Origin of the sequence: Psychrobacter sp. UBA2769, from assembly GCF_002352555.1 — a bacterium.
Taxonomy (GTDB): Bacteria; Pseudomonadota; Gammaproteobacteria; order Pseudomonadales; family Moraxellaceae; genus Psychrobacter; species Psychrobacter maritimus.
Genome location: NZ_DEIR01000001.1, coordinates 151,365 through 174,919 on the forward strand (window position 1 = coordinate 151,365; position 23,555 = coordinate 174,919).

18 protein-coding genes are annotated in these 23,555 nt (G+C 44.0%); 7 read left to right on the forward strand and 11 right to left on the reverse strand.

Annotated elements, in window-relative coordinates; all coding sequences use genetic code 11:
* Positions 1 to 223: 223 nt before the first annotated feature.
* The 3 genes from B3Q63_RS00625 to B3Q63_RS00635 all read right to left on the reverse strand — a co-directional run bounded on the left by B3Q63_RS00625 (position 224) and on the right by B3Q63_RS00635 (position 5,022).
* Positions 224 to 1,126, reverse strand: a complete 903-nt coding sequence (locus B3Q63_RS00625; protein ID WP_296172557.1) for an ATP-binding cassette domain-containing protein — start codon at positions 1,124 to 1,126, stop codon at positions 224 to 226.
* Between the two features lie 93 nt (positions 1,127 to 1,219).
* Positions 1,220 to 3,163: a glycine betaine ABC transporter substrate-binding protein gene (locus B3Q63_RS00630; RefSeq protein WP_296172560.1), complete on the reverse strand. Its 1,944-nt coding sequence runs from the start codon at positions 3,161 to 3,163 to the stop codon at positions 1,220 to 1,222.
* Positions 3,164 to 3,525: 362 nt separating this feature from the next.
* Complete coding sequence (locus B3Q63_RS00635; RefSeq protein WP_414706286.1) at positions 3,526 to 5,022, reverse strand: coniferyl aldehyde dehydrogenase; 1,497 nt, start codon at positions 5,020 to 5,022, stop codon at positions 3,526 to 3,528.
* A 616-nt stretch (positions 5,023 to 5,638) separates the two neighbouring features.
* Between B3Q63_RS00635 and lipB the strand changes: the two genes are divergently transcribed.
* The 4 genes from lipB (at position 5,639) to B3Q63_RS00655 (ending at position 8,452) form a co-directional block, all read left to right on the forward strand.
* Entirely contained in the window at positions 5,639 to 6,508 is an 870-nt protein-coding gene (gene lipB, locus B3Q63_RS00640; protein ID WP_296172562.1) for a lipoyl(octanoyl) transferase LipB, read from the forward strand.
* A 253-nt stretch (positions 6,509 to 6,761) separates the two neighbouring features.
* Complete coding sequence (locus tag B3Q63_RS00645; protein WP_025651820.1) at positions 6,762 to 7,292, forward strand: inorganic diphosphatase; 531 nt, start codon at positions 6,762 to 6,764, stop codon at positions 7,290 to 7,292.
* A 179-nt stretch (positions 7,293 to 7,471) separates the two neighbouring features.
* A complete protein-coding gene (locus tag B3Q63_RS00650; protein ID WP_296172572.1) occupies positions 7,472 to 7,936 on the forward strand; it encodes a hypothetical protein in 465 nt (154 codons plus the stop codon).
* A gap of 138 nt (positions 7,937 to 8,074) precedes the next feature.
* Positions 8,075 to 8,452: a hypothetical protein gene (locus tag B3Q63_RS00655; protein WP_296172575.1), complete on the forward strand. Its 378-nt coding sequence runs from the start codon at positions 8,075 to 8,077 to the stop codon at positions 8,450 to 8,452.
* Between the two features lie 253 nt (positions 8,453 to 8,705).
* On the opposite strand, the gene B3Q63_RS00660 is transcribed toward B3Q63_RS00655, so the two are convergent.
* The 4 genes from B3Q63_RS00660 to B3Q63_RS00675 all read right to left on the reverse strand — a co-directional run bounded on the left by B3Q63_RS00660 (position 8,706) and on the right by B3Q63_RS00675 (position 13,690).
* On the reverse strand, positions 8,706 to 9,593 hold the full coding sequence (locus B3Q63_RS00660) for an SDR family NAD(P)-dependent oxidoreductase (RefSeq protein ID WP_296172578.1): 888 nt from the start codon (positions 9,591 to 9,593) through the stop codon (positions 8,706 to 8,708).
* A 168-nt stretch (positions 9,594 to 9,761) separates the two neighbouring features.
* Positions 9,762 to 10,799 (reverse strand): tRNA dihydrouridine synthase DusB, encoded by a 1,038-nt coding sequence (gene dusB / locus B3Q63_RS00665; RefSeq protein ID WP_296172580.1) that lies wholly within the window; start codon positions 10,797 to 10,799, stop codon positions 9,762 to 9,764.
* A gap of 111 nt (positions 10,800 to 10,910) precedes the next feature.
* Entirely contained in the window at positions 10,911 to 12,959 is a 2,049-nt protein-coding gene (locus B3Q63_RS00670) for a BCCT family transporter (protein ID WP_296172584.1), read from the reverse strand.
* A 293-nt stretch (positions 12,960 to 13,252) separates the two neighbouring features.
* Positions 13,253 to 13,690, reverse strand: a complete 438-nt coding sequence (locus B3Q63_RS00675; protein ID WP_296172587.1) for an HIT family protein — start codon at positions 13,688 to 13,690, stop codon at positions 13,253 to 13,255.
* A gap of 190 nt (positions 13,691 to 13,880) precedes the next feature.
* On the opposite strand from B3Q63_RS00675, the gene B3Q63_RS00680 reads away from it, so the two are divergent.
* The 3 genes from B3Q63_RS00680 to B3Q63_RS00690 all read left to right on the forward strand — a co-directional run bounded on the left by B3Q63_RS00680 (position 13,881) and on the right by B3Q63_RS00690 (position 18,223).
* A complete protein-coding gene (locus B3Q63_RS00680; RefSeq protein WP_296172590.1) occupies positions 13,881 to 14,639 on the forward strand; it encodes a hypothetical protein in 759 nt (252 codons plus the stop codon).
* 179 nt (positions 14,640 to 14,818) lie between these two features.
* Complete coding sequence (ilvD, locus tag B3Q63_RS00685) at positions 14,819 to 16,729, forward strand: dihydroxy-acid dehydratase (RefSeq protein ID WP_296172591.1); 1,911 nt, start codon at positions 14,819 to 14,821, stop codon at positions 16,727 to 16,729.
* Positions 16,730 to 16,975: 246 nt separating this feature from the next.
* Positions 16,976 to 18,223, forward strand: a complete 1,248-nt coding sequence (locus B3Q63_RS00690) for a cation:proton antiporter (RefSeq protein ID WP_201624262.1) — start codon at positions 16,976 to 16,978, stop codon at positions 18,221 to 18,223.
* A gap of 28 nt (positions 18,224 to 18,251) precedes the next feature.
* On the opposite strand, the gene B3Q63_RS00695 is transcribed toward B3Q63_RS00690, so the two are convergent.
* From B3Q63_RS00695 to B3Q63_RS00710, 4 genes are all read right to left on the reverse strand, one after another.
* Positions 18,252 to 19,754 carry a serine hydrolase domain-containing protein gene (locus B3Q63_RS00695; RefSeq protein ID WP_296172594.1) on the reverse strand — a complete coding sequence of 501 codons (1,503 nt, stop codon included), beginning with the start codon at positions 19,752 to 19,754 and terminating at the stop codon, positions 18,252 to 18,254.
* A 153-nt stretch (positions 19,755 to 19,907) separates the two neighbouring features.
* Positions 19,908 to 20,477: a beta-lactamase hydrolase domain-containing protein gene (locus tag B3Q63_RS00700; RefSeq protein ID WP_296172596.1), complete on the reverse strand. Its 570-nt coding sequence runs from the start codon at positions 20,475 to 20,477 to the stop codon at positions 19,908 to 19,910.
* Positions 20,478 to 20,526: 49 nt separating this feature from the next.
* Complete coding sequence (locus tag B3Q63_RS00705) at positions 20,527 to 21,441, reverse strand: MaoC family dehydratase (protein ID WP_201619912.1); 915 nt, start codon at positions 21,439 to 21,441, stop codon at positions 20,527 to 20,529.
* Between the two features lie 454 nt (positions 21,442 to 21,895).
* The gene (locus B3Q63_RS00710) at positions 21,896 to 23,296 is read right to left on the reverse strand and encodes a 3-oxoacyl-ACP reductase (RefSeq protein WP_296172602.1); all 1,401 of its coding nucleotides are present in this window, start codon (positions 23,294 to 23,296) and stop codon (positions 21,896 to 21,898) included.
* Positions 23,297 to 23,555 lie beyond the last annotated feature (259 nt).

Consider the following 23,555-nt stretch of genomic DNA (forward strand, 5'->3'; position numbering starts at 1 on the left):
TATAGAAATTAGAGATATGGGCGTAGTAGCAGCAATAATGAGGCCTAGTGACTTTTTGCTTAGTGACTTTTATATGAGGCTAAATGAGAGGAAAATCAATATCTACAAATAAATCAATCTCTTATCTGATTATTCAACACTTAAAAACCTGCTATTAAAGTCATCTTTTTGCAGCAGTTAATTTAAAAAATTAATTATTAAACAAATATAGCGCTTGACTGAATTAATTTTTAGCCCTCATAAACTGTGCAATATAATCATCGGCTGGATTCTGGCGTAATTCATTTGGCGTACCGGTTTGCACTAAGCGCCCACCATTTAAAATACTAATACGCTGACCGACTTTGACAGCTTCATCGATATCATGGGTGATGAAGACAATGGTCTTATTGAGCCGTGCTTGTAGCTCAAGTAATTGGTCTTGCAATTGCGCACGAATGAGTGGGTCAAGCGCCGAAAATGCTTCGTCCATCAGCAAAATTGGATTATCCGTCGCCAAAGCGCGAGCCAGCCCGACACGCTGCTGCATACCACCCGAAAGCTCATCAGGATAGCTGTGCTCCAAGTTTGGCAGCCCGACTTCATTAAGCCAATGCCGAGCAACTTCATGACGCTCGCTTACACTCATTTTACGTACACGCAGACCGTAAGCGACGTTTTGCATCACCGTCATATGTGGCACTAAGCCAAAGTGCTGAAATACCATGCTGACCGTTTGCTGCCGATAATGTTGTAGCTCCTTATCATTAAGCTCTAAAATATTAATAGCCGAGTTGGTATTGGCAGCGGTTTGGGACGAACCTTCCTCTGCTATCGGGCTTTGCGCGTTGCCCTTATTTTTTGCATTAATGCTGGTATCAACCCAAATTTTGCCACTGGTTGGGTCAATCAAGCGATTGATATGGCGTATCAGTGTTGATTTTCCTGAGCCTGATAGCCCCATAATACAATGCAGCTCGCCCGCCTTAATGTTCAAATTGATATCATATAGCCCGACCGAGTAGCCCGTTTGCTCCTTGACCGCAATGCTATCCATACCTTCAGCCAATAATGCCAATGCATACTGTGCTTGCGAGCTATTGGCATTATAAATCTTACTGATGTTCTCTAGCTGGATATGGTTCATCGTTGCTCTCACTATTTGTATTTTTTATTTGCATTGTTTCGTGATGGTCACTTTTACTGCTTGTGATATTCACTTCTAATATGGAGCACAGTGCTAACCAATCGGACGTCTGCCAGCGTCGATGGTTTTTTGCCGTGCGCGCCTACCTTGACCGAATGCTTGCGTAATACGGTCAATGATAATCGCAACGATGACAATCGCTGTACCAGCTTGCAAGCCCTGACCGATATTGAGCGTTTGGATAGATTGCAAGACATCTTCGCCAAGACCGGGGGCACCAATCATAGAAGCCAATACCACCATAGAAAGTGACATCATTACCGCCTGATTAATACCCGCCATGATACTGGGGAGCGCTTGGGGTAATTTAATCCAAATAAGTAGCTGCAGATGCGTACTACCGAACGAGCGCCCTGCTTCGACCATCTCATGATTGACTTGGGTAATACCCAAAGTCGTCAAACGAATCAGTGGCGGCAAGGCATAAATAATGGTGGCAAATAGCGCTGGTACTTTACCAATACCAAACAGCATGAGCACTGGAATAAGATAAACAAAGCTTGGCATGGTCTGCATGACATCTAGTATCGGGGTCACAATCTTACGCAGGATTTTACTGCCTGACATGGCAATGCCAATAGGAATACCAATCACCACCGTGACCAACACCGATACGATAAGCAGCGCAAAGGTATCAATCAAGGCGCCCCATAGTCCAAAGGCGCCGATAAGAAACAATCCTGCCCCGCACGCCAGCGCAAACCAAATTTTACGCACGCCAAACCACGCCAATACCGTCACAAGTGCGATAATTAGCCAAGGCGGAATAACCGTTAATAGCCGCTCAATGGGTAGCAAGAGATAGGTTAACGCCACCGTACTGATAGTACGAAAGACGTCACCGTAGTTTTGGACAACGTTTGCTAATATATTATTAAGCGGGGTCTCAAGTGACCACGAAGGAAAGCTTGATGATAAGCCAAATTTGTTAGCACTGGATGCCCCGTTATTACTATCACCAGTATTCGCAACAGCCGCGCCTGTTAGGCTAATACCTAACTTAGCAGCAAGTCTTGTGGCCGCTTCCTCAGATAACCACCCTTGCCAAACGTTTGGATTCTCACGCAAAAACGTTAAGGCTTGCTCATCGCCGCTCCGTTTACTTTCACTCATCTCTAAGATAGCCCCATTCAGCTCATCGGAGCTAAACTGAACCTTTTTGAAGACAGCAGCCAGCTCAGGATTAGATTCAATAAACGGTGTCGATACCGCGATACCTAAAGGTGATACTGGAAATCCAGAAACACAGTCCGCTGTGCCATCAGCAAGTAGCAAGTCTTGCCAGCAAGCGTCGTCATGGGCGGGAAATGCTAATGGCGCAAAGTCATACTTTGCCATCAAGCCAGTAGGCTGCCAGTAGTAGAATAATAGTGGTTTATGCTGTTCAAAAGCAGAGGCAATCTCGGCATCAAGCGCAGCACCCGTTCCTGGATGGGCATTGTTAAAAATACTATCTAAACCGGTATTTTTAAGCAAACGGCTATTAAATATCTCACACGTCCAACCAGACGGACAGTTCATAAAACGTGATTTTCTTGGGTCTTCAGGGTCTTTAAACAGCTCAGCGTACTTCGGCAAATCTTGGTAGCTGCGTAGACCTGGGTTTTCGTCTAGGACATATTTGGGTACATACCAACCTTGAGTAGCACCGCCTTTCAGCGTATCGCCAATGACCGCGACTTTATTTTGGGCGATGGCTTGCTCCATGATTGGCGAGCGCCCAACCCACTGCTCCCCAATCACTTGAATGTCGTCTTGTGATAATGCGGTTTCAAGCGCAGGACCGGCGCCCGGCACTTCTTCAATTGTACAATCGTAGCCATCTTCAGCGATGTACTTAAGCACCCCAGAGATAAACTGACCGCTCTCCCATGTCAGTGCGCCAAATTTGATGGGTGCATCACAAGCTGCTGACGCCGATACCGGCAGCAACAAGGCACTCATACACAGTAAACTTAACGCAATCCATTGGCGCATGGGATATCCTATTTATGATTTTTATTATCAGTATTAATATTAGTATTAACGCTAAAGTTAGTAGTACTGACATCTTGAACCAAGAGTATGTTGCCTTTGACTAGTTTGGTGATTAATGCCTAAATTAGCTATTGCTGATTAATCTAAAATTGACACTATAATCGTTTAGGCTTACTACAAAGTGTAGCGATTTATAGATAGGATGACAAATGCTCATTAATTTTAATTGTTGGTTTTTAACTATTGGTTATTAATGACTAAATTTTAGGCAAAAAAATAGCACCTACCTGAATAGATGCTATTTTTTATCGTGTTGCTTGCTTAACCAAAAACTGTTTTATCATTGGCTATTTTATTATTGGCTATTTCAAAAACAGCGCCATGGCTTTTTTAAACAAGCCACCGTATGGCGGTAGTAAAACATTAAGACCATTCAACTTCGATTGTACAAACACAGGCTTCATATGACTAAGACGCTCAAAGCCAGCTTTACCGTGATAAGCGCCCGTACCTGAGTGTCCAACACCGCCAAACGGCAAATCATGTTGCGCCACATGCATAATGACTTCATTAATACACAGGCCACCCGATACCGTATTATTACGCACCTGATCTATCTCGCTATTGTTATCACCAAAGACGTATAGCGCCAACGGGCGTGGACGCTCATTGATAAAACGAATGGCATCATCAAGGCTGTCATAGTGCATCAAGGGTAAAATCGGTGCAAAAATCTCGTTTTGCATGACATCGCTATCAGGCGCAGGCTCACTGACAATCACGGGCGGCATTAGGCGGCTGTCAATATTAGCATCCGTATCAGTCAGCGGATGAACCTCATCGCCTGCCAAGCCATCTAGATAGCCTTGTACACGTTTAAACTGCGCACCATTAATGATGTGCGAATAGTCAGGATTGTCTGCAATATTGGGATAATGTTTTTCCATCCACTCTTTTGCCAGACGGATAAACTCTTCATGATATCGACGCGGAATGAGCACATAATCAGGCGCAATACAGGTCTGACCGGCATTAAGCGTTTTGCCCATCATCACGCGATTGACGGCGTTTTCTAAGTTGGCACCTTCCAAAATGACGACAGGCGACTTACCACCAAGCTCAAGGGTGACCGGCGTTAAATTTGGTGCAGCAGCAGCCATGACCTTTTTGCCGACCGCAGTTGAGCCGGTATATAATAAATGATCAAAGGGTAATTGGCTAAAGGCTTGAGCAATCTCAACTTCGCCGATGACCACAGAAACCATATCCGGTGAAAAATAACGTGAAATAGTTTCAGCGAACGTTTGGGCAAATTGCGGTGCGGCCTCGCTCATTTTAATCATAATGCGATTACCCGCCGCCAGTGCATCAATCATCGGTCCGACTGCCAAAAACAGCGGGTAATTCCAAGGCACCATAATACCGACCACGCCAAGCGGCTGCGGCTGAATCTCATTATGAGCCGGCATATAAAGCGCTGAAATCGATACACGCTGCGGTTTCATCCATTTTTTACCATGTTTTCTGGCATGGCTGATACCGGTAAAACTCGGAAACAGCTCAGCGAACTGGGTCTCTGACTCACTGCGATAGCCAAAATCGGCGCTAATCGCTTTGGCAAGTAGCTCTTGATTGTCGCTTAGCATCACCTCTAGATTGTCGAGTTGATTTTCACGCGTGGCCCAATCATTGATGGGCTGTGTGCGGCTCAAACTTTGTAGGCGTAAAAATTGCGCCTGCATATCAGCGACGGTCTTAATGATGCTAAGGGATTCGTTTGCATCATTGGCATGGTTTGAAGCTTGGTTGGTTGGCGTCGGCTCGCTTTGGAAAAGCGTGTTCTGATTATTATCGGTCATTTATCTTCCTTGTCATAGGCGTTAGAGTCGGCACGCTATAATATATTTTAAGACTCTGAATACATGATCAGGCGCAATATACGCCGTCTATATCCTATATGGCACTTATATATTCACCTTCAACTGATGGCTGTTGATGAACCGTTTTCAATAATGAAGGCAGATGAGATTCCTTTCAATGCTATTCGACACTATTTTAGTCAACGCCGTTTAATGTAGCGCATCGACCAGTGAATGAACAGCACCTTTGATTGACTAGTGGGTCTGTATGAAATACGTGTCATTTAAGGCCTATATTGCTGCTATTTATCAGTATTTTTACTGCCGCTAAATGGAGTAAGCGAATAGCGCAGCTGACGCAAATATAGAGTTGGGCACAATTGCTAAAACTGCTACACTGAATCGCAGTAATAGGATTTATCCAATCTACAAATGCGATCATGCTGTTGGGATTAATTTTTCGCAGCCTCTGTCTGCATCGGCACAACAAGGAAGATTAATCCGAGCAGCATCTGTGTATAAATCTATTGCTTATATTTAGTCTTGACTATCACTCTAGGCAACTAGACTCTAAAAGCATCCTTCTAAAACATCAAAATATAAGACAGTCATTCTTATGCAAAATACCGCGCAACCCCTCAATGAAATGCTAGTCAGCAAGTCGCTCTCAGCTGCTGATTATGTCCCTACCCTTGATGCCATGCTATCGCGTACGTTGGCGCGTATCGCGCTCAAAAAAGAGCAAGGTCTACGCACCCCTGACGAACTATGGATTGTCGATCACAATGATGTCTATACGCTTGGACAAGCCGGTAAAGAAGAGCATATCCTGCAACGTACCAATACCCCTATTATCAAGACCGACCGCGGTGGTCAGGTGACATGGCACGGGCATGGGCAGCTGGTTATCTATTGGTTGTTTGATTTGGAAAGTTTAGGTTGGAGTGTGCGCAACATGGTATCGCACGCCGAGCAAGCGATTGAAGATGTGGTCAATGACTGCCTAAAAAGCCACGCGTCTAATAGTGTCAATACCAGTGCCGATATCAGCGCCCATGCCCGCCGTGATGCGCCCGGTGTTTATTTATATAGCCATCTAAATACTGCCAGCAACGAGAACGCTCAATCTCTGTCTAACGCACCCGCTGATGACGCCATTATGCTCGGTAAAATTGCCTCACTTGGCTTTAAAATCAAGCATGGTTTTAGTTATCATGGGGTCGCGATTAATTTAGATTGTGATTTATCGGCCTTTAATGCAATTAATCCGTGCGGCTATGCGGGCATGCAAATGTTACGACTGGCTGACTTCGTTGCGATGGATGAGCAAACGCAGGATGAACAAATGGCAGTGCAGTCAGCGGAACAATCTATGCAAGCAATTGCCAACTGTTTAAGCTATGAGCAAGTGACCCAAAAGCTTATCGATAATATTGCCAAACGTCATGCGGGACATATCCAATTACGTGCCCTCGCCCCAAAGTAATTTTCCAAAAATTTTTTATAGTGCTTTTTATACAGTCTTGCTTACACAGTTTTTTTTAAATTAAATACTGTTCTTTGCATAATCCTTTTTTGCATAATATCGTGCACGCTTAGACTTAAGCATTGTGAGAAAATTTGAGTCAAACTTGTTATAATCGCAGGCGCACAAATTGGGCGCAGCAATAACCTTAGCGCGCCAACATCTAACCCTTTATCATTGAAGCATTCATAACAAAAGCACCTTGGAGCAATTTATGGCAGATTTTAATAAAATTTTGGACGCAGGCGACGTCGATGGCGGCATCATTAATGTGGTCGTAGAAATCCCAACTGGTAGCAGCCATAAAATTGAGTGGAATCGCGAATTGGCAGTTTTTGAGCTTGACCGTGTTGACCCACAGATTTTTGCTAAACCTTGTAACTACGGTTTTATTCCGCAAACCCTTGATGAAGATGGCGACGAGTTAGATGCGCTTATCATCACAGAACAGCCTTTGCCTACTGGTATTTTCTTAAAAGCGAAAGTAATCGGCGTGATGAAATTCGTTGATGATGGCGAAGTTGATGACAAAATCGTCGTCGTACCTGCTGACGACCGTGATACAGGCAATGCTTACAACAGCCTAGAAGACTTACCAAAGCAGCTTATCAATCAATTACAGTTCCATTTTAGCCACTATAAAGACCTTAAAAAAGCCGGTACAACGGTGGTCGAATCTTGGGGTGACGTCGCAGAAGCTAAAGAAGTCATCAAAGAGTCTATCCAACGCTGGAAAGACTTATAAATTATCCTAGATAATTTATAAGAAGTGTTTATTGCCATTTTTTATTGAAATACGATAAGCGCCATAAAAAATACCGCAGACATGATAATGGTTGCGGTATTTTTTTGCTTGAATTTTGCGCCGATAAAATGGTTATAATACCCTCACTTACCTATTATCACATCCAAATAAGGACTGTCATGTTTGACTCTGATTCAGGCTCAACACCCGCCAATAAAAAACTGCCAAAAGCCGTTATGATGATGGTCGAAAAAGGCAATTTGGTGCAGGCAATTAAAACATTGGCCGCTGATGAAAATATCAGTATGGATGCCGCCAAATCTCGGATAGATGCTTATGAGCTTGCGCTAAAGAACAAGCAGCAGCAAACCCTCACGACTATCGCCAACAAACAAGGTATCCCAAGCCAAGCCTTTAGCTTTGATAGAGAACAAGTGCAAGAAGAGTCGGAGCGCTTGACGAAGACTCGCGTTAAAACCACGCCCACAGAGCAAGGATTCCAAAGTCTACAAGAGGGCGTTGACAGCCAGCTCAATGACTTAGGCTATAAAAAACCGCTTATTCCTTATTGGGCAAAGCGGTTATTGATTATTGCTGCGGTGATGGCAGGGTTATTTTGGATAATGTGGCGTGTGTTTGGCTAGTCTGTTATAAGTGGTTCCATTATAGCAGTCTGTTTTAAATGGTCTGTTAATAGGTTTGAAGAGTGAAATAGCTGGTTCCCTTAGGGTATAGTCAATGGAATTCTCTAATGGCAGTATTTATGATCCAAAGGTAACAAAATGATAGTTCAAGGCAAGTTTAATCCTTATCCAAAAATTTTATTGCCTACTCAATTCATCTATCCAGTTAAATATTCAAAAATTAGTGAGAATCCAAAACTCGTTAATCATAATAAAGACTATCACTTCCGTTGGTGGTTTGAGGACGCTGATAACGAAGGAAGTAAATTAGCTTATAGGCTTAGAAATGATAAAATAGAAGGACTTAATTTAGTGCCATTTGCTCAAAATGGAGATTGGATGGCATATTTTGACGGTGATGATATTTCAGGCAATCCAAGAGTTGTGATAGTAGATTTGGGTGATTTGCCATTTCATATGATATGTGAAGACTTTGATGACTGGCTGACTAAAGCCGAGCAGGATTATTGGCGATAGCTCACCCTAATAGTTTAATGTTTTGTACACCATGAAGTACCCTGAAACTGTTCCCGTGAGTAAAGCTGTTGATACCATTAGCCCACAGCTGAAGGTTCAAGTCCTCACTAGGGAACCATGCTTATTCCCATAACGGTGATTATGTTAAATAGAAATCCACTACCTACCCATTTATATAATTACGAATAACTTCAAGACATTAAAAAAGAGATACCGTGGCATCTCTTTTTTTAAATTCATCAGACATATTATCTTAGTGATGCTCACCCGGTAGAATTCTAGCAAAGGCACGCTGAGCAAGGTTTGGTTTTTTATCAGTCGTCAATCCAGCGCGGGTACTTGGAAAAATACGGTAACCCATCGATTGAATACCAACGTTGATCGCTGGTGCTAATGAATAAGTCGCCGAGGCAAATTTGCCCATGTTACTGGCAATACTGTTTGGTTTATGGACAATCGCTTTGGCAACCATCATCGCCGCCTCATCCGGCATAAGCGCAGGCATGTAGCGGTATAACTTAGTAGGCTCAATCATCGGCGTACGTACCAACGGCATAAAGATATTGGTAATCGTAACATTATCGCCCTTCACTTCAGCAGCCAAGCAGCGGCTAAAGGCATCCAATGCCGATTTTGAGGCAACATAAGCAGCAAAACGCGGGCTATTCGCCAGCACACCAATCGATGAGATATTAACAATTTGACCAGTCTGGCGCTCAATCATCGTCGGCAAAAACCCAAGAACTATTTTAACGGCGCCAAAGTAATTGATATCCATGGTACGCTCAAAATCATGGAAACGATCTATAGACTCGTGAACCGAGCGGCGAATAGAGCGTCCAGCGTTATTGACCAAGACATCAACATGGCCGAAATCTGCCAAAATTTGCGTGCTGACTTTTTCGATATCATCCATATTGGTCAAATCACAAGGGTAATAACTGGCCTTGCCACCAAGCTCCTCGATACTCTCTTTAACGGCTTTCAGTTTGTCTTCAGTACGTGCCAATAAAATAACATGAGCACCGCATTCACTGAGCAGATAGGCTGTACGCTCACCAATACCACTTGATGCTCCTGTGATAATAATATGCTTATCTTTGACTGCTTTGCTGATTGCTTTTTTTGAGGGATTGGCCATAAAAGATCCTTTTCGTAAATGATACTTCCGTTAATGTTCGCCTAAAGCATAACAAATATAATTGGATTAAAGTTAATAAAGAAGCCGTAAAATGCATTTAATATCATGAATATTAGCAGCTGGGTATTTATTATCAAGTGGAATGCTTAAACTGACCGTTTTTTCTTGCTATTCGTGCGCGTGCAAAAAGGCTTCGACCACGCGAAACTGCCCAGCGGTACTCTCCTCGCCATACATCGCTTGGCGAAAAGCATTGGAATTGGGAATGCCGGTGGTATACCAAGCGATGTGCTTGCGGGCAATACGGCAACCTGAATATTCGCCATAAAACTCATATAGTTCTTGCAAATGCGCTAGGACAATCTCCTTTATCTTGCTCACACTAGGTGCCGCAAGCACCTCTCCTGAGCGCAAAAAATGCTCGATATCACGAAATATCCAAGGCTGCCCTTGCGCGGCACGCCCTATCATCACCGCATCACAACCGGTCAGCTCATAGACACGCTGCGCTTTTTGCGCGCTATCGATATCACCATTGGCAATCACTGGAATACTGATGCTTTCTTTGACCTCACGGATCAGCTCATAACGCGCCTCGCCAGTGTACATGTCCTCACGCGTACGCCCGTGAATGGCAATCGCCGCAATACCTGCTTGCTCAGCGCGCTTCGCCACGCGTAAAATATTCTCACGTCCATTCTCATAGCCCAAGCGCGTCTTTAACGTGACGGGCGCATTGACGCTATTTACAGCAGCATCTAGCAAGCGCGCGACCAAATCTTCATCTTGCAAAAGTGCAGAACCCGCCAACCTACGGCACACTTTTTTGGCAGGACAGCCCATATTAATATCAATAATCTGTGCGCCATTATCTATCTGATAACGTGCGGCTTCTGCCAATTTATCAGGTTCTGCGCCTGCTATTTGGGCAGAAATAGGCGCTATTTCGTTATCAAAATTGGCACGATAGAGCGATTTTTTGCGTGCATAAAGAGCGGTATCAGCGATAATCATCTCACTGACCGCATGCCCTGCCCCAAAGGATTTACACAAGCGTCGGAAGGGATTGTCGGTCACGCCAGCCATCGGTGCGACCATCAGGCGATTTTCAATCGTCAAGCCGCCAATGACCAATGGCTGCAATAAAGGATGATCATTAGCAGTTTGTGCTGATGAGTGACTAGACACTGGATTATTTATAGGCATAAAAAACGGCTTGATTCATGGTGAAAACAAGCCGTTATTCTAAGGGTTCGTACGCATATTGCAAGTCATTCAGACAATCATTTGCTCAGCGCACGTCAAGGGACAAAGTGCCTATTTATCAAAGACACTGCCCTGCTCTAAGGTAATATCATCATCGTGCTCTTGCATACGCCACGGTAAAATATCTGGCGATTCATTGATAAAGTGCAAGTATTTCTCGAACTGATCAATAATGTCGTTAATCACTGACTCTGGTTGATAGCCATACAAATCGTAGGTTTGACCACCACGGCGCAAGTAAACCTCCGCACGATAATGATGCTCTTGCGGTAATTTATTCGCCATCGCTTCCGTATAATAGTCAGGCGCTTCATGCTCCGATAAACGCACTTCGTACCAAAATTCAACGTTATCGCCGCCTCGTAACTCAAGCACCACACGATCATTGACCTCATCATAGTTCACATCAGGCAACCAGCCTGTTTCAGCAAATTTTTCTGAGACTTCATTCATCGACGAGACAACTGTACCTTTAATATAATTCAGTACTTTTTCACGCGTTGGCTGCTGCGTCATATAATCAATACGGTCGTGCCATGCGTCTAGTTTGAGTAGGTGCGGCGGCAAATGATTGTCATTGGCCAAGCTTTGATTGCGATGACCTTCGATACGTAGCGCGCGCCACATGCCAAATATGGCAATCAAGATAATCACCGCAAAAGGCAATGCACTGACGATGGCGGCGGTTTGTAAGGCCGTTAAGCCCCCTGCAATCAGCAGTACTGCAGCGACCGCGCCCTCAGTGACCACCCAAAATGAACGCTGCCACCATGGCGTATCGCTACGGCCACCCGCTGCGAGCGAATCAATCACCAACGACCCAGAATCCGATGAAGTCACAAAAAAGGTAATAATCAATAAAACGGTCAATGAAGAGACAAATTCAGTAAAAGGTAGATTCTCTAATAATTTAAACAAGGCAATAGCTTGGTCGTTTTGTACTTCGCTGATTAATGAGGTATAACCATCGAACATAATCATATGTAGCGCCGTGTCACCGAACACCGCAAACCAAAAGAAAGTGAAGAATGTTGGTACTAACATCACGCCAAAGACAAACTCACGAATGGTACGACCACGGCTAATCTTGGCAATAAATAAGCCTACAAAGGGTGCCCATGCAATCGTCCATGCAAAGATAAACAATGTCCAGTTACTAATCCAATCACTCAGCTGATACGCTTGTAAACTAAAGGTGCGCTCAACGATATTGCCCAAATAGCTACCGGTATTTTCCATAAAGGCATTGAGAATAAAGACAGTCGGACCAACGACAAAGACAAACAGCATCAACGCCGTTGCCAATACCATATTTAAGATAGATAAGCGTTTAACCCCTTTATCCATACCCGCCAGCACCGAAACCAATGCCGCTGCAGTAACCATTGCAATCGTAATCACTTGGACGGTAATATTAACAGGAATCAAATCCGGCAATAAATAATTTAAACCGGCATTAATCTGCGAGACCGACAGACCCAAACTGGTGGCAATACCAAACATCGTACCCAAAATGGCAAACACATCAACCGTATGCCCGATAGGACCATAAATCTTGTCACCGATTAATGGATATAAGGTTGAGCGCATCGATAAGGGTAAGCCATGCCGAAAGGAGAAGTATGCGAGCGACAAACCAACGACCCCATAAATAGACCAAATATGAAAGCCCCAGTGAAAGTAGGCAATCTGCATGGCTTCCTTTGCGGCGGCAATGGTCTGCGGTTCTGATAATGGTGGACTGGCAAAATGCAATACCGGCTCTGCCACGCCAAAGAAGAGTAAGGCAATACCGTAACCCGCCGAAAATAGCATGGCGAACCACTCAAGAAAGCCATACTCAGCCTCGGCATGATCAGGGCCTAGCTTGATACTACCGTAAGGCGAAAATGCCAATACGATGATAAACATCAAAAAAATCGCCACCGCCAGCATATAAAACCAGCCAAAGGTTTCGGTAATATAATTTAATACTGTACCAAACAACTCGCCAGCGGCTTCAGGATTAAGGGATGTGCCTATAACTAACAGCAACATAATGACGGCCGCTGGCACAAATACCGGCAGCAAAATGGTGGAACTGGATGATTTAGGCTTCATAAAGGGAGTCTCGTAACGGTGAGAAAAATATCAAAAAGTTTTCAAAGCATTCAAAATATAAAAATGTAAAAATACCTACGTAAAATATGCACCAATTTTTACCACATTGAACGCCCAAACCCCAGAACCATGCCAAATATGTAACATCAATTTAACATTTGTTACACCACTATTACCTAAAAATAAAAAAGGCAACTTGTTAGCTGCCTTTTTATCCATACTTTTCTATTCACACTTATAAAAATTGTTTTTTTCTAACGCAATGTCTAAGCAATAAATCTCAGCTCTACAGCTTAAGCATTAATAACCTCTGCTAATTGTTTTGCCATTTCAGCAAGTTCGCCATGATCTGCTTGCGTTACAGCATGGCGACCTAGTTCATGAATGCTCGATGGAATCAGGTGCACGTGATAATGAAAAACAGTTTGCCCTGCTTGTGCGCCATTGAGCTGCATTTGAATAATACCTTCACGCTCGAATACTTGACGCTGTGCTTGCATTACCTTTTTGGACGTCATGAGCACGGCTGCGGCATATTCTGGCTCCAGGTCGACTAAATCAACAGCTTTTTGCTTAGGAATCACCAATACATGACCTTTTGCTTGCGGCATGATATCCATAAAGGCGAGGGTTTTATCGTCCTCGAAAACCTTATGATAAGGAATATCACCGTTAAGCATTTTGGCAAAAATATTGTTATCGTCGTATTTGGTTTGGTTGTCTTGACTCATTATTTTATTCCTTAGTTGGTTATCAGTACTTGTTGATCAGTATTAGAGGGTAAATATCTCAGCAAATATAGTGGACGAAATATGGGCTGAGTACAAGGGCTTGAGGATTTGCAGGTATCACGATTAATTTATTGACGAGTGATGCGCTTTAAATGTTATATTAATCCTCTATTTTAATCACCCTACGTTTATGGATTTGACTGCCTTGCCAACCCAATCATCGAACACCACTGATGCTCATAGCGACCACGCTCATGACGCTATGAGTAATCATACTGCGGTTAATGAAACGCTTGAAGATAGCGCGCCGTCAACCATTGAGCCAAATGCCATTATCTTAGCTGAAGCATTGACCGATAAAGCTATCAGCTGGCGTATCCATAATTGCAAAATCAGCAAAAAAACCATTACGCAGGATATGCTGCTGCCCTTTTTGTATCATTACGACAGTTTGGATGACAGTATTAAACAAACCTATCCGCTAACACCGTCATTGCTTGCCCAGTTTAATACTCCGATGACGGCGAATGAGGCTGCGAAACTTATCGGTATTGATAAGGCGCTGATAACCAGCCCTTGGCATGTCAAAGTAGTTGGCTCATTGGTCGTATTCAGCGAAGCCCTGCAATTAGCGGTACGTTTGCATTGGACCAATACCGGTAAAGACACCCAGCAAATTTATACCAAAAATGAAGCGGATGCGCTTACTGCGGCTTTTAAAGAGTGGCAGTTTTTTGGTCGTATTGATGTCCTATATAAAAACGCCAAACAGACGTTAATCAGTATTGATGAACAAGCTGAAGGCGATAAACAGATACTGACTATTGATGCCAGCTCCGATTATCAGTTCTTGCCAGCGACTCACGCCTTGGTCGTCATCGCCAAACTAGAAGCTGATAAAGGCGAGCTGCCTTGGTTTGAGAGCGCTATCTTAGAGCGTCTTGCCTAAATATTGACCCTTAAGTCTTTATGATTCGGGGTTAATTGTTTTCAGTTACTCATATCTAATGGTATGGTAATGACTTAGTATTATTCACTAGTACTCACACTGCATAAAAAGCACACTATCAGTATGACAGCGGATGCTGCACACGTTAATAAATCTCGCTCATTTGTAAGGAATATCACATGGATTATCGCTCAAAAACTTCTACTGGCGGTCGTAATATGGCAGGTGCTCGTGCCCTATGGCGCGCAACCGGCATGACTGATGGCGACTTTGGCAAACCAATTATTGCAATTGCCAACTCCTTTACGCAGTTTGTACCCGGTCATGTGCATCTAAAAGACTTGGGGCAAATGGTTGCGCGTGAGATTGAAAAAGCGGGCGGCGTGGCAAAAGAGTTTAATACTATTGCAGTCGATGATGGTATTGCCATGGGTCATAGCGGTATGCTGTATTCACTACCAAGTCGTGACTTGATTGCTGATTCGGTTGAATATATGGTTAATGCGCATTGCGCCGATGCTTTAGTTTGTATTTCTAACTGTGACAAAATCACCCCTGGTATGCTAATGGCGGCAATGCGCCTTAATATTCCAGTGGTGTTTATTTCAGGCGGCCCGATGGAAGCAGGTAAAGTGATTGCCAGCACTGTAGCTCACAGCCATAACAACGATGGCGGTAGCGACGTCCATACCACTGACAGTAAAGGCAATGCGATTCGTAAGCTTGATTTAGTCGATGCGATGATGGATGCCGCTGATGATAGCATCAGTGATGAAGACGTCTTAGCCATTGAAAGCTCAGCGTGTCCGACTTGTGGTTCGTGCTCTGGCATGTTTACTGCTAACTCTATGAATTGCTTGACCGAAGCTTTAGGTTTGGCATTACCGGGTAATGGTTCGCTGCTGGCCACTCATTCGCTGCGCCGCGAGTTATTCTTGGAAGCTGGGCGCACGATTGTGTCATTGGCCAAACGCCGCTACGAGCAAGATGATGATTCTGTATTGCCGCGCTCTATCGCCACCAAAGCTGCCTTTGAAAACGCGATGACTCTAGATATCGCCATGGGCGGCTCAACCAATACTATTTTGCATCTGCTAGCAGCCGCCAATGAAGCCGAAGTCGATTTTAAAATGTATGATATCGATCGTTTAAGTCGCGGTGTGCCTTGCCTAGCAAAAGTTGCTCCTGCATCGCAAAAATACCATATGGAAGATGTACACCGTGCTGGTGGTGTATTTGCGCTGTTGGCCGAGCTTGATCGTGCAGGCTTACTCCATACTGACTTGCCAACCATTCATAGCGCCACGATGAAAGAAGCCATCGATAAATGGGACATCATGAACCCTGACAATCTTGAGGCGCGTGCACGTTACATCGCCGCTCCTGGTGGCGTCCGTACTACTGAGGCCTTCTCACAGTCAAAAGAATGGCCGAATCTCGACGTCAACCGCGAGTCAGGCTGTATTCGTAGTGCTCAGCATGCCTATTCAACCGATGGCGGCTTAGCAGTACTCTACGGCAACATCGCCGAACGTGGCTGCGTGGTCAAAACCGCTGGCGTCGATGAAAGCATCTTAGTCTTTACCGGACGCGCACGCATTTTTGAATCGCAAGACGATGCCGTAGCAGCTGTGCTTGCTGATCAAATCGTAGCCGGTGATGTGGTCATCATCCGCTATGAGGGCCCAAAGGGTGGCCCAGGTATGCAAGAGATGCTGTATCCAACGACTTACCTAAAGTCTAAAGGTTTAGGCAAAGAGTGTGCGCTGTTAACTGACGGTCGTTTCTCTGGTGGTACCTCAGGTTTATCAATTGGTCACGCCAGCCCTGAAGCGGCTGAAGGTGGCGCGATTGGCCTGGTAGAAGAAGGCGATACCATTCATATCGACATCCCAAACCGTACTATCAATATGCAGGTCAGTGATGAAGAGTTGGCAGCTCGCCGTGAAGTCATGGAAGCCCGCGGTCGCGATGCATGGAAGCCTGTGAGTCGTGAGCGTCACGTCTCTCCTGCCCTACGTGCTTATGCGGCTATGACGACCAGTGCCGATACCGGTGCCGTCCGTGATGTGAGCCAAGTTGAGCGTTAAGCAAAAAACTTTGCTTATAAGTTTTTAAAACTACAGTCTTAAAGCAATACTCTTATAGAATTATCCAAAGCCTGCGCTATGCAGGCTTTTTTTTCACCAAAAAACAACGTAGCCGCCATTCTGATAACGTTTTTTTGCGGTATTAAAAAGCGTTTAGCCTCATTATTAAGAGCTAATAAACACCATCTAATAAACACCATCTAATATCGCATCTCTAAATCCTATAAAACAGCGTGCAGCAAACTTATGATTGAAAATTATAATTTATTCTTATTGGTCTGCGGCATTGCCTTTTTATTTGGGGCGCTGTTTCCTATTATTTTTAAACGCACGCCCATCTCATTACCCATGTTACAGGTGAGCTTTGGTTTACTGATGGGTTATTGGTGGACGAGTTTATCTTTTTTAAACCCGATTGATAATGGTCTTATTATCGAAAAACTGACCGAGATTGTGGTATTAGTTTCATTAGTTGGTGCGGGTATTAAGATTGATACTGAGCTATCGTGGCACTTATGGCGACCGACCGTGCGCTTACTGCTTATCACCATGCCGATTGGTATTTTTGCAATGGCCGTCTTAGGCTATTATGCTTTTGGTTTGACGCTCGGCGCTGCCATCTTGCTCGGCGCTGTACTGGCCCCGACCGACCCCGTATTAGCCTCTAGCATTCAAGTAGGCCCGCCTAACACCGGCGGCGAAGATGCACCGCGCTTTACTTTAACCTCAGAAGCGGGGTTGAATGATGGTCTCGCATTTCCTTTTGTCTATCTCGCGATTAAGATAGCGGAAGCTTATAGCGGAGGGCAGCAGTTCACGGGTGAGATGCTGTGGTCTTGGTTCACCCATGATGTGCTGTGGAAAATTGGCGCAGGCCTGATAGTTGGCATTGTGGTTGGTAAAGTTTTGGCAAAGCTGGTGTTTTCGAAATACAGCCACAACACCACTATTTCCCAAGGGTATGTGGTGATTGCCATCACATTGCTTGCCTATGGACTGGCAGAATACGTGCATAGCTATGGGTTTATTGCCGTATTTGTTGCAGCCTTTGCCTTTCGGCGCTCAGAGCGCGAACACAGCTATCATCACAAATTGCACGATTTTGCTGAGCAATCAGAAGGTTTGCTGATGTCTTTAGTGCTTGTTATCTTTGGCATGTTCTTAGGTCAAGGCTTGCAAGCGGGGGTTGAGCTGACGTGGCGCGTTTATATTGTCAGCTTTACCTTTTTATTGCTGATTCGTCCTATTGGCGGCTTTATCGCTTTATCAGGATTAAACCTTCCACGTACCGAAAAATACGCTATTTCTGCGCTCGGTATTCGTGGTATTGGGACTTTATACTATTTATCTTATGCCCTCAATCAAGGATTCTTTAATAATGAAGATGCCCTTAAACTTTGGATAGTGTGCTCCATTGTGATTTTAACTTCTATCTTTATCCATGGTTTAAGTGCGACAAGGCTGCTTAAAATGACGCCAAATAAGTCGCATTAGTATTAAGTGCCGATGATGCTAATTAACCTTATCTGTCAGCATCCACCAAATCCAATACTGCTTCCGTTAGCGCAAACTGACGGACATCATTAAGCATCGTTACGTCAAAGTTATGGATAAAGGCTAATGACAGTTGCCGCGTAGGGTCACACCAAGCAACCGAGCCGTTATAACCCATATGACCAAAGCCTTGCGCCCTATCATCACCAGCTTTGCTATCACAAAGACTAAAACGGCGATGATAGCCCAAACGCCAGTTCATTTTTGCAGGCATCACTGCATCCATGCCGGTAACTTGCGGGGTTGATAGCTGCTGAAAGGTTTGCTCATCAATGAGTGTCTGCCCCTGCCATATACCGCCATTGGCTAGCATGGCATAAATAGTCGCTAATGCTTGCGCTGAGGCCACGCCATTGGCAGCAGGGATAACAGCCTGTAATGTGCGTTTATCATAATAATCAATAGGTTGCTTATTGGCTAACATAAGAGCGGATTTATAATTTTTTAAATTAAGCTGGCTATTATTAAAGTATAAACGATTAATTTTTGCCGTATCTAGACTGGGTAGCTCATCTACCGTTGTACTTTCGTTTGTACTCTCATTTTTACCATCATTTGCGCTCGTTTGATTGGTTAGCGCTCTTTTTTGCCAACAAGCATAGCTTGGTAGACTGGTGTAAGTATGCAAAGTATTGGCAGAGTCTGCCCTTAACACTGGTTTACTACGGCGAGGACGCGCTTGCCCGCTTTGTTGACTGCTTTCTTGGTTTGTTCCTAAATCGTCTTTTTGCTCTGCTACCTGCTCTGCTGTCTCAAAATACTTAACTAGATGCGCAACGTCGTTTACCTTGTTTTCTGGTACGCCAAAATAACAGCTATCTGCAATCCCAAGAGGTTCGGTTAAATAATGGCGCAATGCGTCAGCTAATGGCATATCAGTAACGGCTTCTATCACGCCGCCTAACACCCAGCCATAAACCAGCGCGCTATAAGCGCTATCATATAACTCACTCTGTTCGGGAGCAGTTATCGGCATGGCGGCAACTTTCTCTAGCATTATATTCCAATCAAGCACGGTTTTATTATCGACATCGATACTTTGAATGGAAAATAAATTGCCCTGATGCGACATCACGCGACGCAGCGTAATCTGCTCTTTGCCCTGCGCCGCAAAAGCTGGCCAATAATCAGCAATCGGTTGGTCATAATCAAGTAATTGCTGCGAGACCAATACATGTACCAAGGTCGCCAAAATACCCTTACCCGTCGAAAAATTAAGCGATAACGTATCAGGACTCCATGACAAATCCGCGCGTGCCATGCCCACACTTGCTTGAGCGATGCATTGTCCCGCCTGACAAACGACTAATGCCCCACCGGCTGGCGCATCATCAAGCTGTAAGTCCGTTAGCAGTTGTTGTAATCGTTGCTGAAGATCAAGGTTAATGGCGACAGTTGATTTAATCGCTTCATTCGGGGCGCTTGATTCATGGACGTTGTTATTATTTGCTTGTTCATTATTTTTTATCATTATTTACTCGCTTTATTTTTAATCTGAGTTATAAAAAACCGTTATTACACTTAAAAAACTGCCTGCTGATAAAATTTTCTCGTAAAAAAGGCAACCTATTGGTCGCCTTTTTATTGAGTGATGCTAATCAGTTTAAATGACATCGACGATAGCTTAGCGTGGCACTAATAAACGATTATGAACCTCTTCTGCAAGCTTCGTCAAACCATGACTACGCCCACGTTCCATCGCCGTATCCATTTTACGCCCACGTAACCAGCCGGCACGCAGCGCAATTGCTGCGCCAGCACGATTGCCAGAGCCACAATGCATAACGGTTTTTTTGCCATGATGCTGACGTAAGATGTTATCAAATGCCAATATCTTTAGCTGTTTTAAATCGTTCGCACCCCTTATAGGTAGCTGCTCATAAGCCATGCCAGCACCCTCGACCGCCGCTCGTTCATCAAAACTTAGCTCATCATCAGGCTGCAGGTTAATCACTAACTCAACGCCAGCGGCCGCCAAAGCGGCTACTTTTGCTTCATCGAGTGCACCGCAGACAATGGTGTTTGCCTCCGGACGAAAATAAGGCTCAAATATATCTGCTAAATTGATACCGTTATCTATAGCGCTTGCAGCATTTTGTTCGTTAGTATCGCTTTGCTCATGAGCAGCGCTTTGGTCTATCACAGCTGAACTATCAGGCTCAGCGGCGCTTATTGCATTTTCATGTAAAGTCATAATTAGTGAGGTGTTCGTGAAATATGAATGTTAAAAAATATGGCCTATTTTACTGGTTGTCAGCTTGCAATTTAATCACACCTGCAAGATGCGGCTTGTCGTTTTTGGCGCTATATAAGCCAAACTCACAGCTATCTTCTGCATTTTTAAGCTGTGCGACTGGTTCCGCAATCAGCTCTACTTCAGCTGGCAAAAAGATAGGCAGTTTAAATGACACTTCAACCGTACAAGCATCTGGCAGCTCATCCATCAAAGCCAGACATTTGGCCTTTGACCACATACCATGAGCAATGGCTTTTGGGAAACCAAACGCGCGTGCTGATAGCGGGTGCAGATGGATAAGGTTAAAGTCACCTGAAACAAACGCATAACGACGACCGATATCTTCTGGTACTTCAAAGATGCTGTGCACACCGTCTTCATTGACTGCTGGCTTCACGGTTACTGGACGCGGCGTGCTTTTTTTATCTTTGCTGCTTGATTTTTTGCCGCGTGATAAATAAGTAGAGGTCCCTTCCCAAATGACTTCATCATTTGATTTCACTGTGGTGACAAAATCAAACTGCTGACCTTGGGCATGATCACGCAAGTTATCAAATTTTACCGCCATGGCAACCGTTTCACGCTCACCGATAGGACGATACTGAGTGACGCTATTATCCACGTGTACCAAACCTAGCATGGCAAATGGAAACGGCTCTTTGACCATCATATTCATCTGCAACGTCTGTGATAAGACCGAAAAATACGTCACAGGCACTTTGCCATTATCAGCGAAACCACAAATCTTACGATAGTCATCAAGATTGCTTTGATCGATGTGCAAGTCATCTACATAATAGGTCGCTTGTGGCAATTGATCGCGACTGATTTTTCCGCTATTACCAATAGGCAATAAGCTTTTGACGATATTAGCATAAGTGGTATGCGCTTTTGGCAACGCATCATAATGTTTGTCTGACATAATAAATCCTAAGTGGGGCTTGAGCAAATTTTCTGGCTAGATGTAAAATGCGATGCATTCGTTTATTAGTAAGTGCATTGACTAATACTTACTTTGATTAATACTTGCTTTAAGTAATATTGACACTTATTTTGATTAATATAGGTTTTGATTAAAAGGTAATTTCGCCCAACAAAGAGGGTCACTCCCTTTACCCAATCCAGCTATTTATCATTATAGTAATAATCCGCCGCCAACATAAAAAACCATCTAACAAACCGGGCAAGTTATTATTACTGTGTTTTTATCATAAAAAAGCCACCCTAGGGCAGCTTTATTACAATTTATCAGCAATTTTTTCGTAAGCATATGTGAGGTAAATCTAAAACCTTACTGGATATCATATACTTAGTGCAAGCTTAATTGAGATTAATCATCTATGTTATTAAGCAGAATTTTGCCTGCATTATATTTACTAAGCACCTAATAAGCTTTGACCACACACACGTACAATGTTGCCATTTAGGCCGCCAGAAGCTGGTGAAGCAAACCATGCAATGGTTTCAGCTACGTCTACTGGCAAGCCGCCTTGGCTCATTGAGTTCATACGGCGACCGGCTTCACGAATGGCAAATGGAATCGCTTCTGTCATTTGCGTTTCGATAAATCCTGGGGCAACAGCGTTAATCGTCATACCTTTCGCATTGTCTTCTAACTGTTTAGCAGTGGCATTGACTAAACCAATAACGCCTGCTTTAGAAGTCGCATAGTTACTTTGACCTAAGTTACCGGCGATACCTGAGATTGATGAAACGCAAACAATACGCGCATTTTCTTTTAGCACATCATTATCAAGCAAATAGCGGTTTAGCTTGGCAATACTGCCCAAGTTGATATTGATGACCATATCCCATTTTTGCTCGTCCATGTTGGCAAGCGTTTTATCACGCGTGATACCAGCATTATGAATCACTGAATCTAGACCGCCACGTTTTTGCGCGGCTTCAGCGATTTCTTTGCCCGCATCTTCACTGGTGATGTCGACTGTTAGGACTGAACCACTGATTTCGCTTGCCACTTTTTGTAAGTCAGCTTGCTGCTGTGGTACATCAAGACAGATAACGTGAGCGCCTTCGCGTGCTAAAACACGGGCGATTGCTTCACCAATACCGCGACTTGCGCCAGTCACTAGCATGGTTTTGCCGCCCAAAGGCTGTGCCCAATCAACGTCAACGTTAGCGCTGTTACTGACACGTACCACTTGTCCTGAAACATAGGCTGAACGTGCTGAGGTGAAAAAGCGTAATGTTGAGTCTAAGTTTTGCTCAGCGCCTTCGGCAACATAAATAAGCTGGGCTGTGATACCACGCTTAAACTCTTTACCGACCGACTTCACAAAACCTTCAAGCGCGCGTTGTGCCAATGCCGCTTCGATATCCGTGATGTCTTCTGGTGGACGACCAATAATAATAACGCGACCTGATTTCTCGACGCGGCGCGCAACAGCATGAAAGAATTCATACACTTGCTTTAGCTCATCAGCATTACTGATATTACTGGCATCAAATAATAGGACTTTAAATTTATCATCGCCGCCTGTATTGGCCTTGGCTTTAACGCCGGCATCAGACAGCGCATCTTTCACATTATCACTGCTATTTACAAACACGTCAGCATGCAGCTCTGACAAAATACGGGCTACTGACTCACTGATGGCGGTATTATCACCATTAGCACGACCAACCAATACGCTACCACGTACCGCAGGCTGGCCACTATCAAAACGATCAAGCTCTACTGGCATAGGCAAGCCTAAGTTTTTTGCTACTTTTTTACCAATAGAAGACTGAACAAAATCACCATAACGGTCTGACATAATATAATCCTATAATTAACGAGTAAGATAAAAATTAACGGGTAAATAATAGTAAACAAAAATGCAATGCGCCTATTATAAAGACTCACCAGCACTATCATTGATAAAAATTATTAGCATTTAGTAAATGGGCTTAAAACTGCCTCAACTATACACTTCCATGCGAAACAAGTCCAAAAGCCACTAATGTCTATAACAATCTGTAGACAAGCCAGTATACAAGATGGCCACTTTTTCTCGGGTCAAAAACACCAAACTT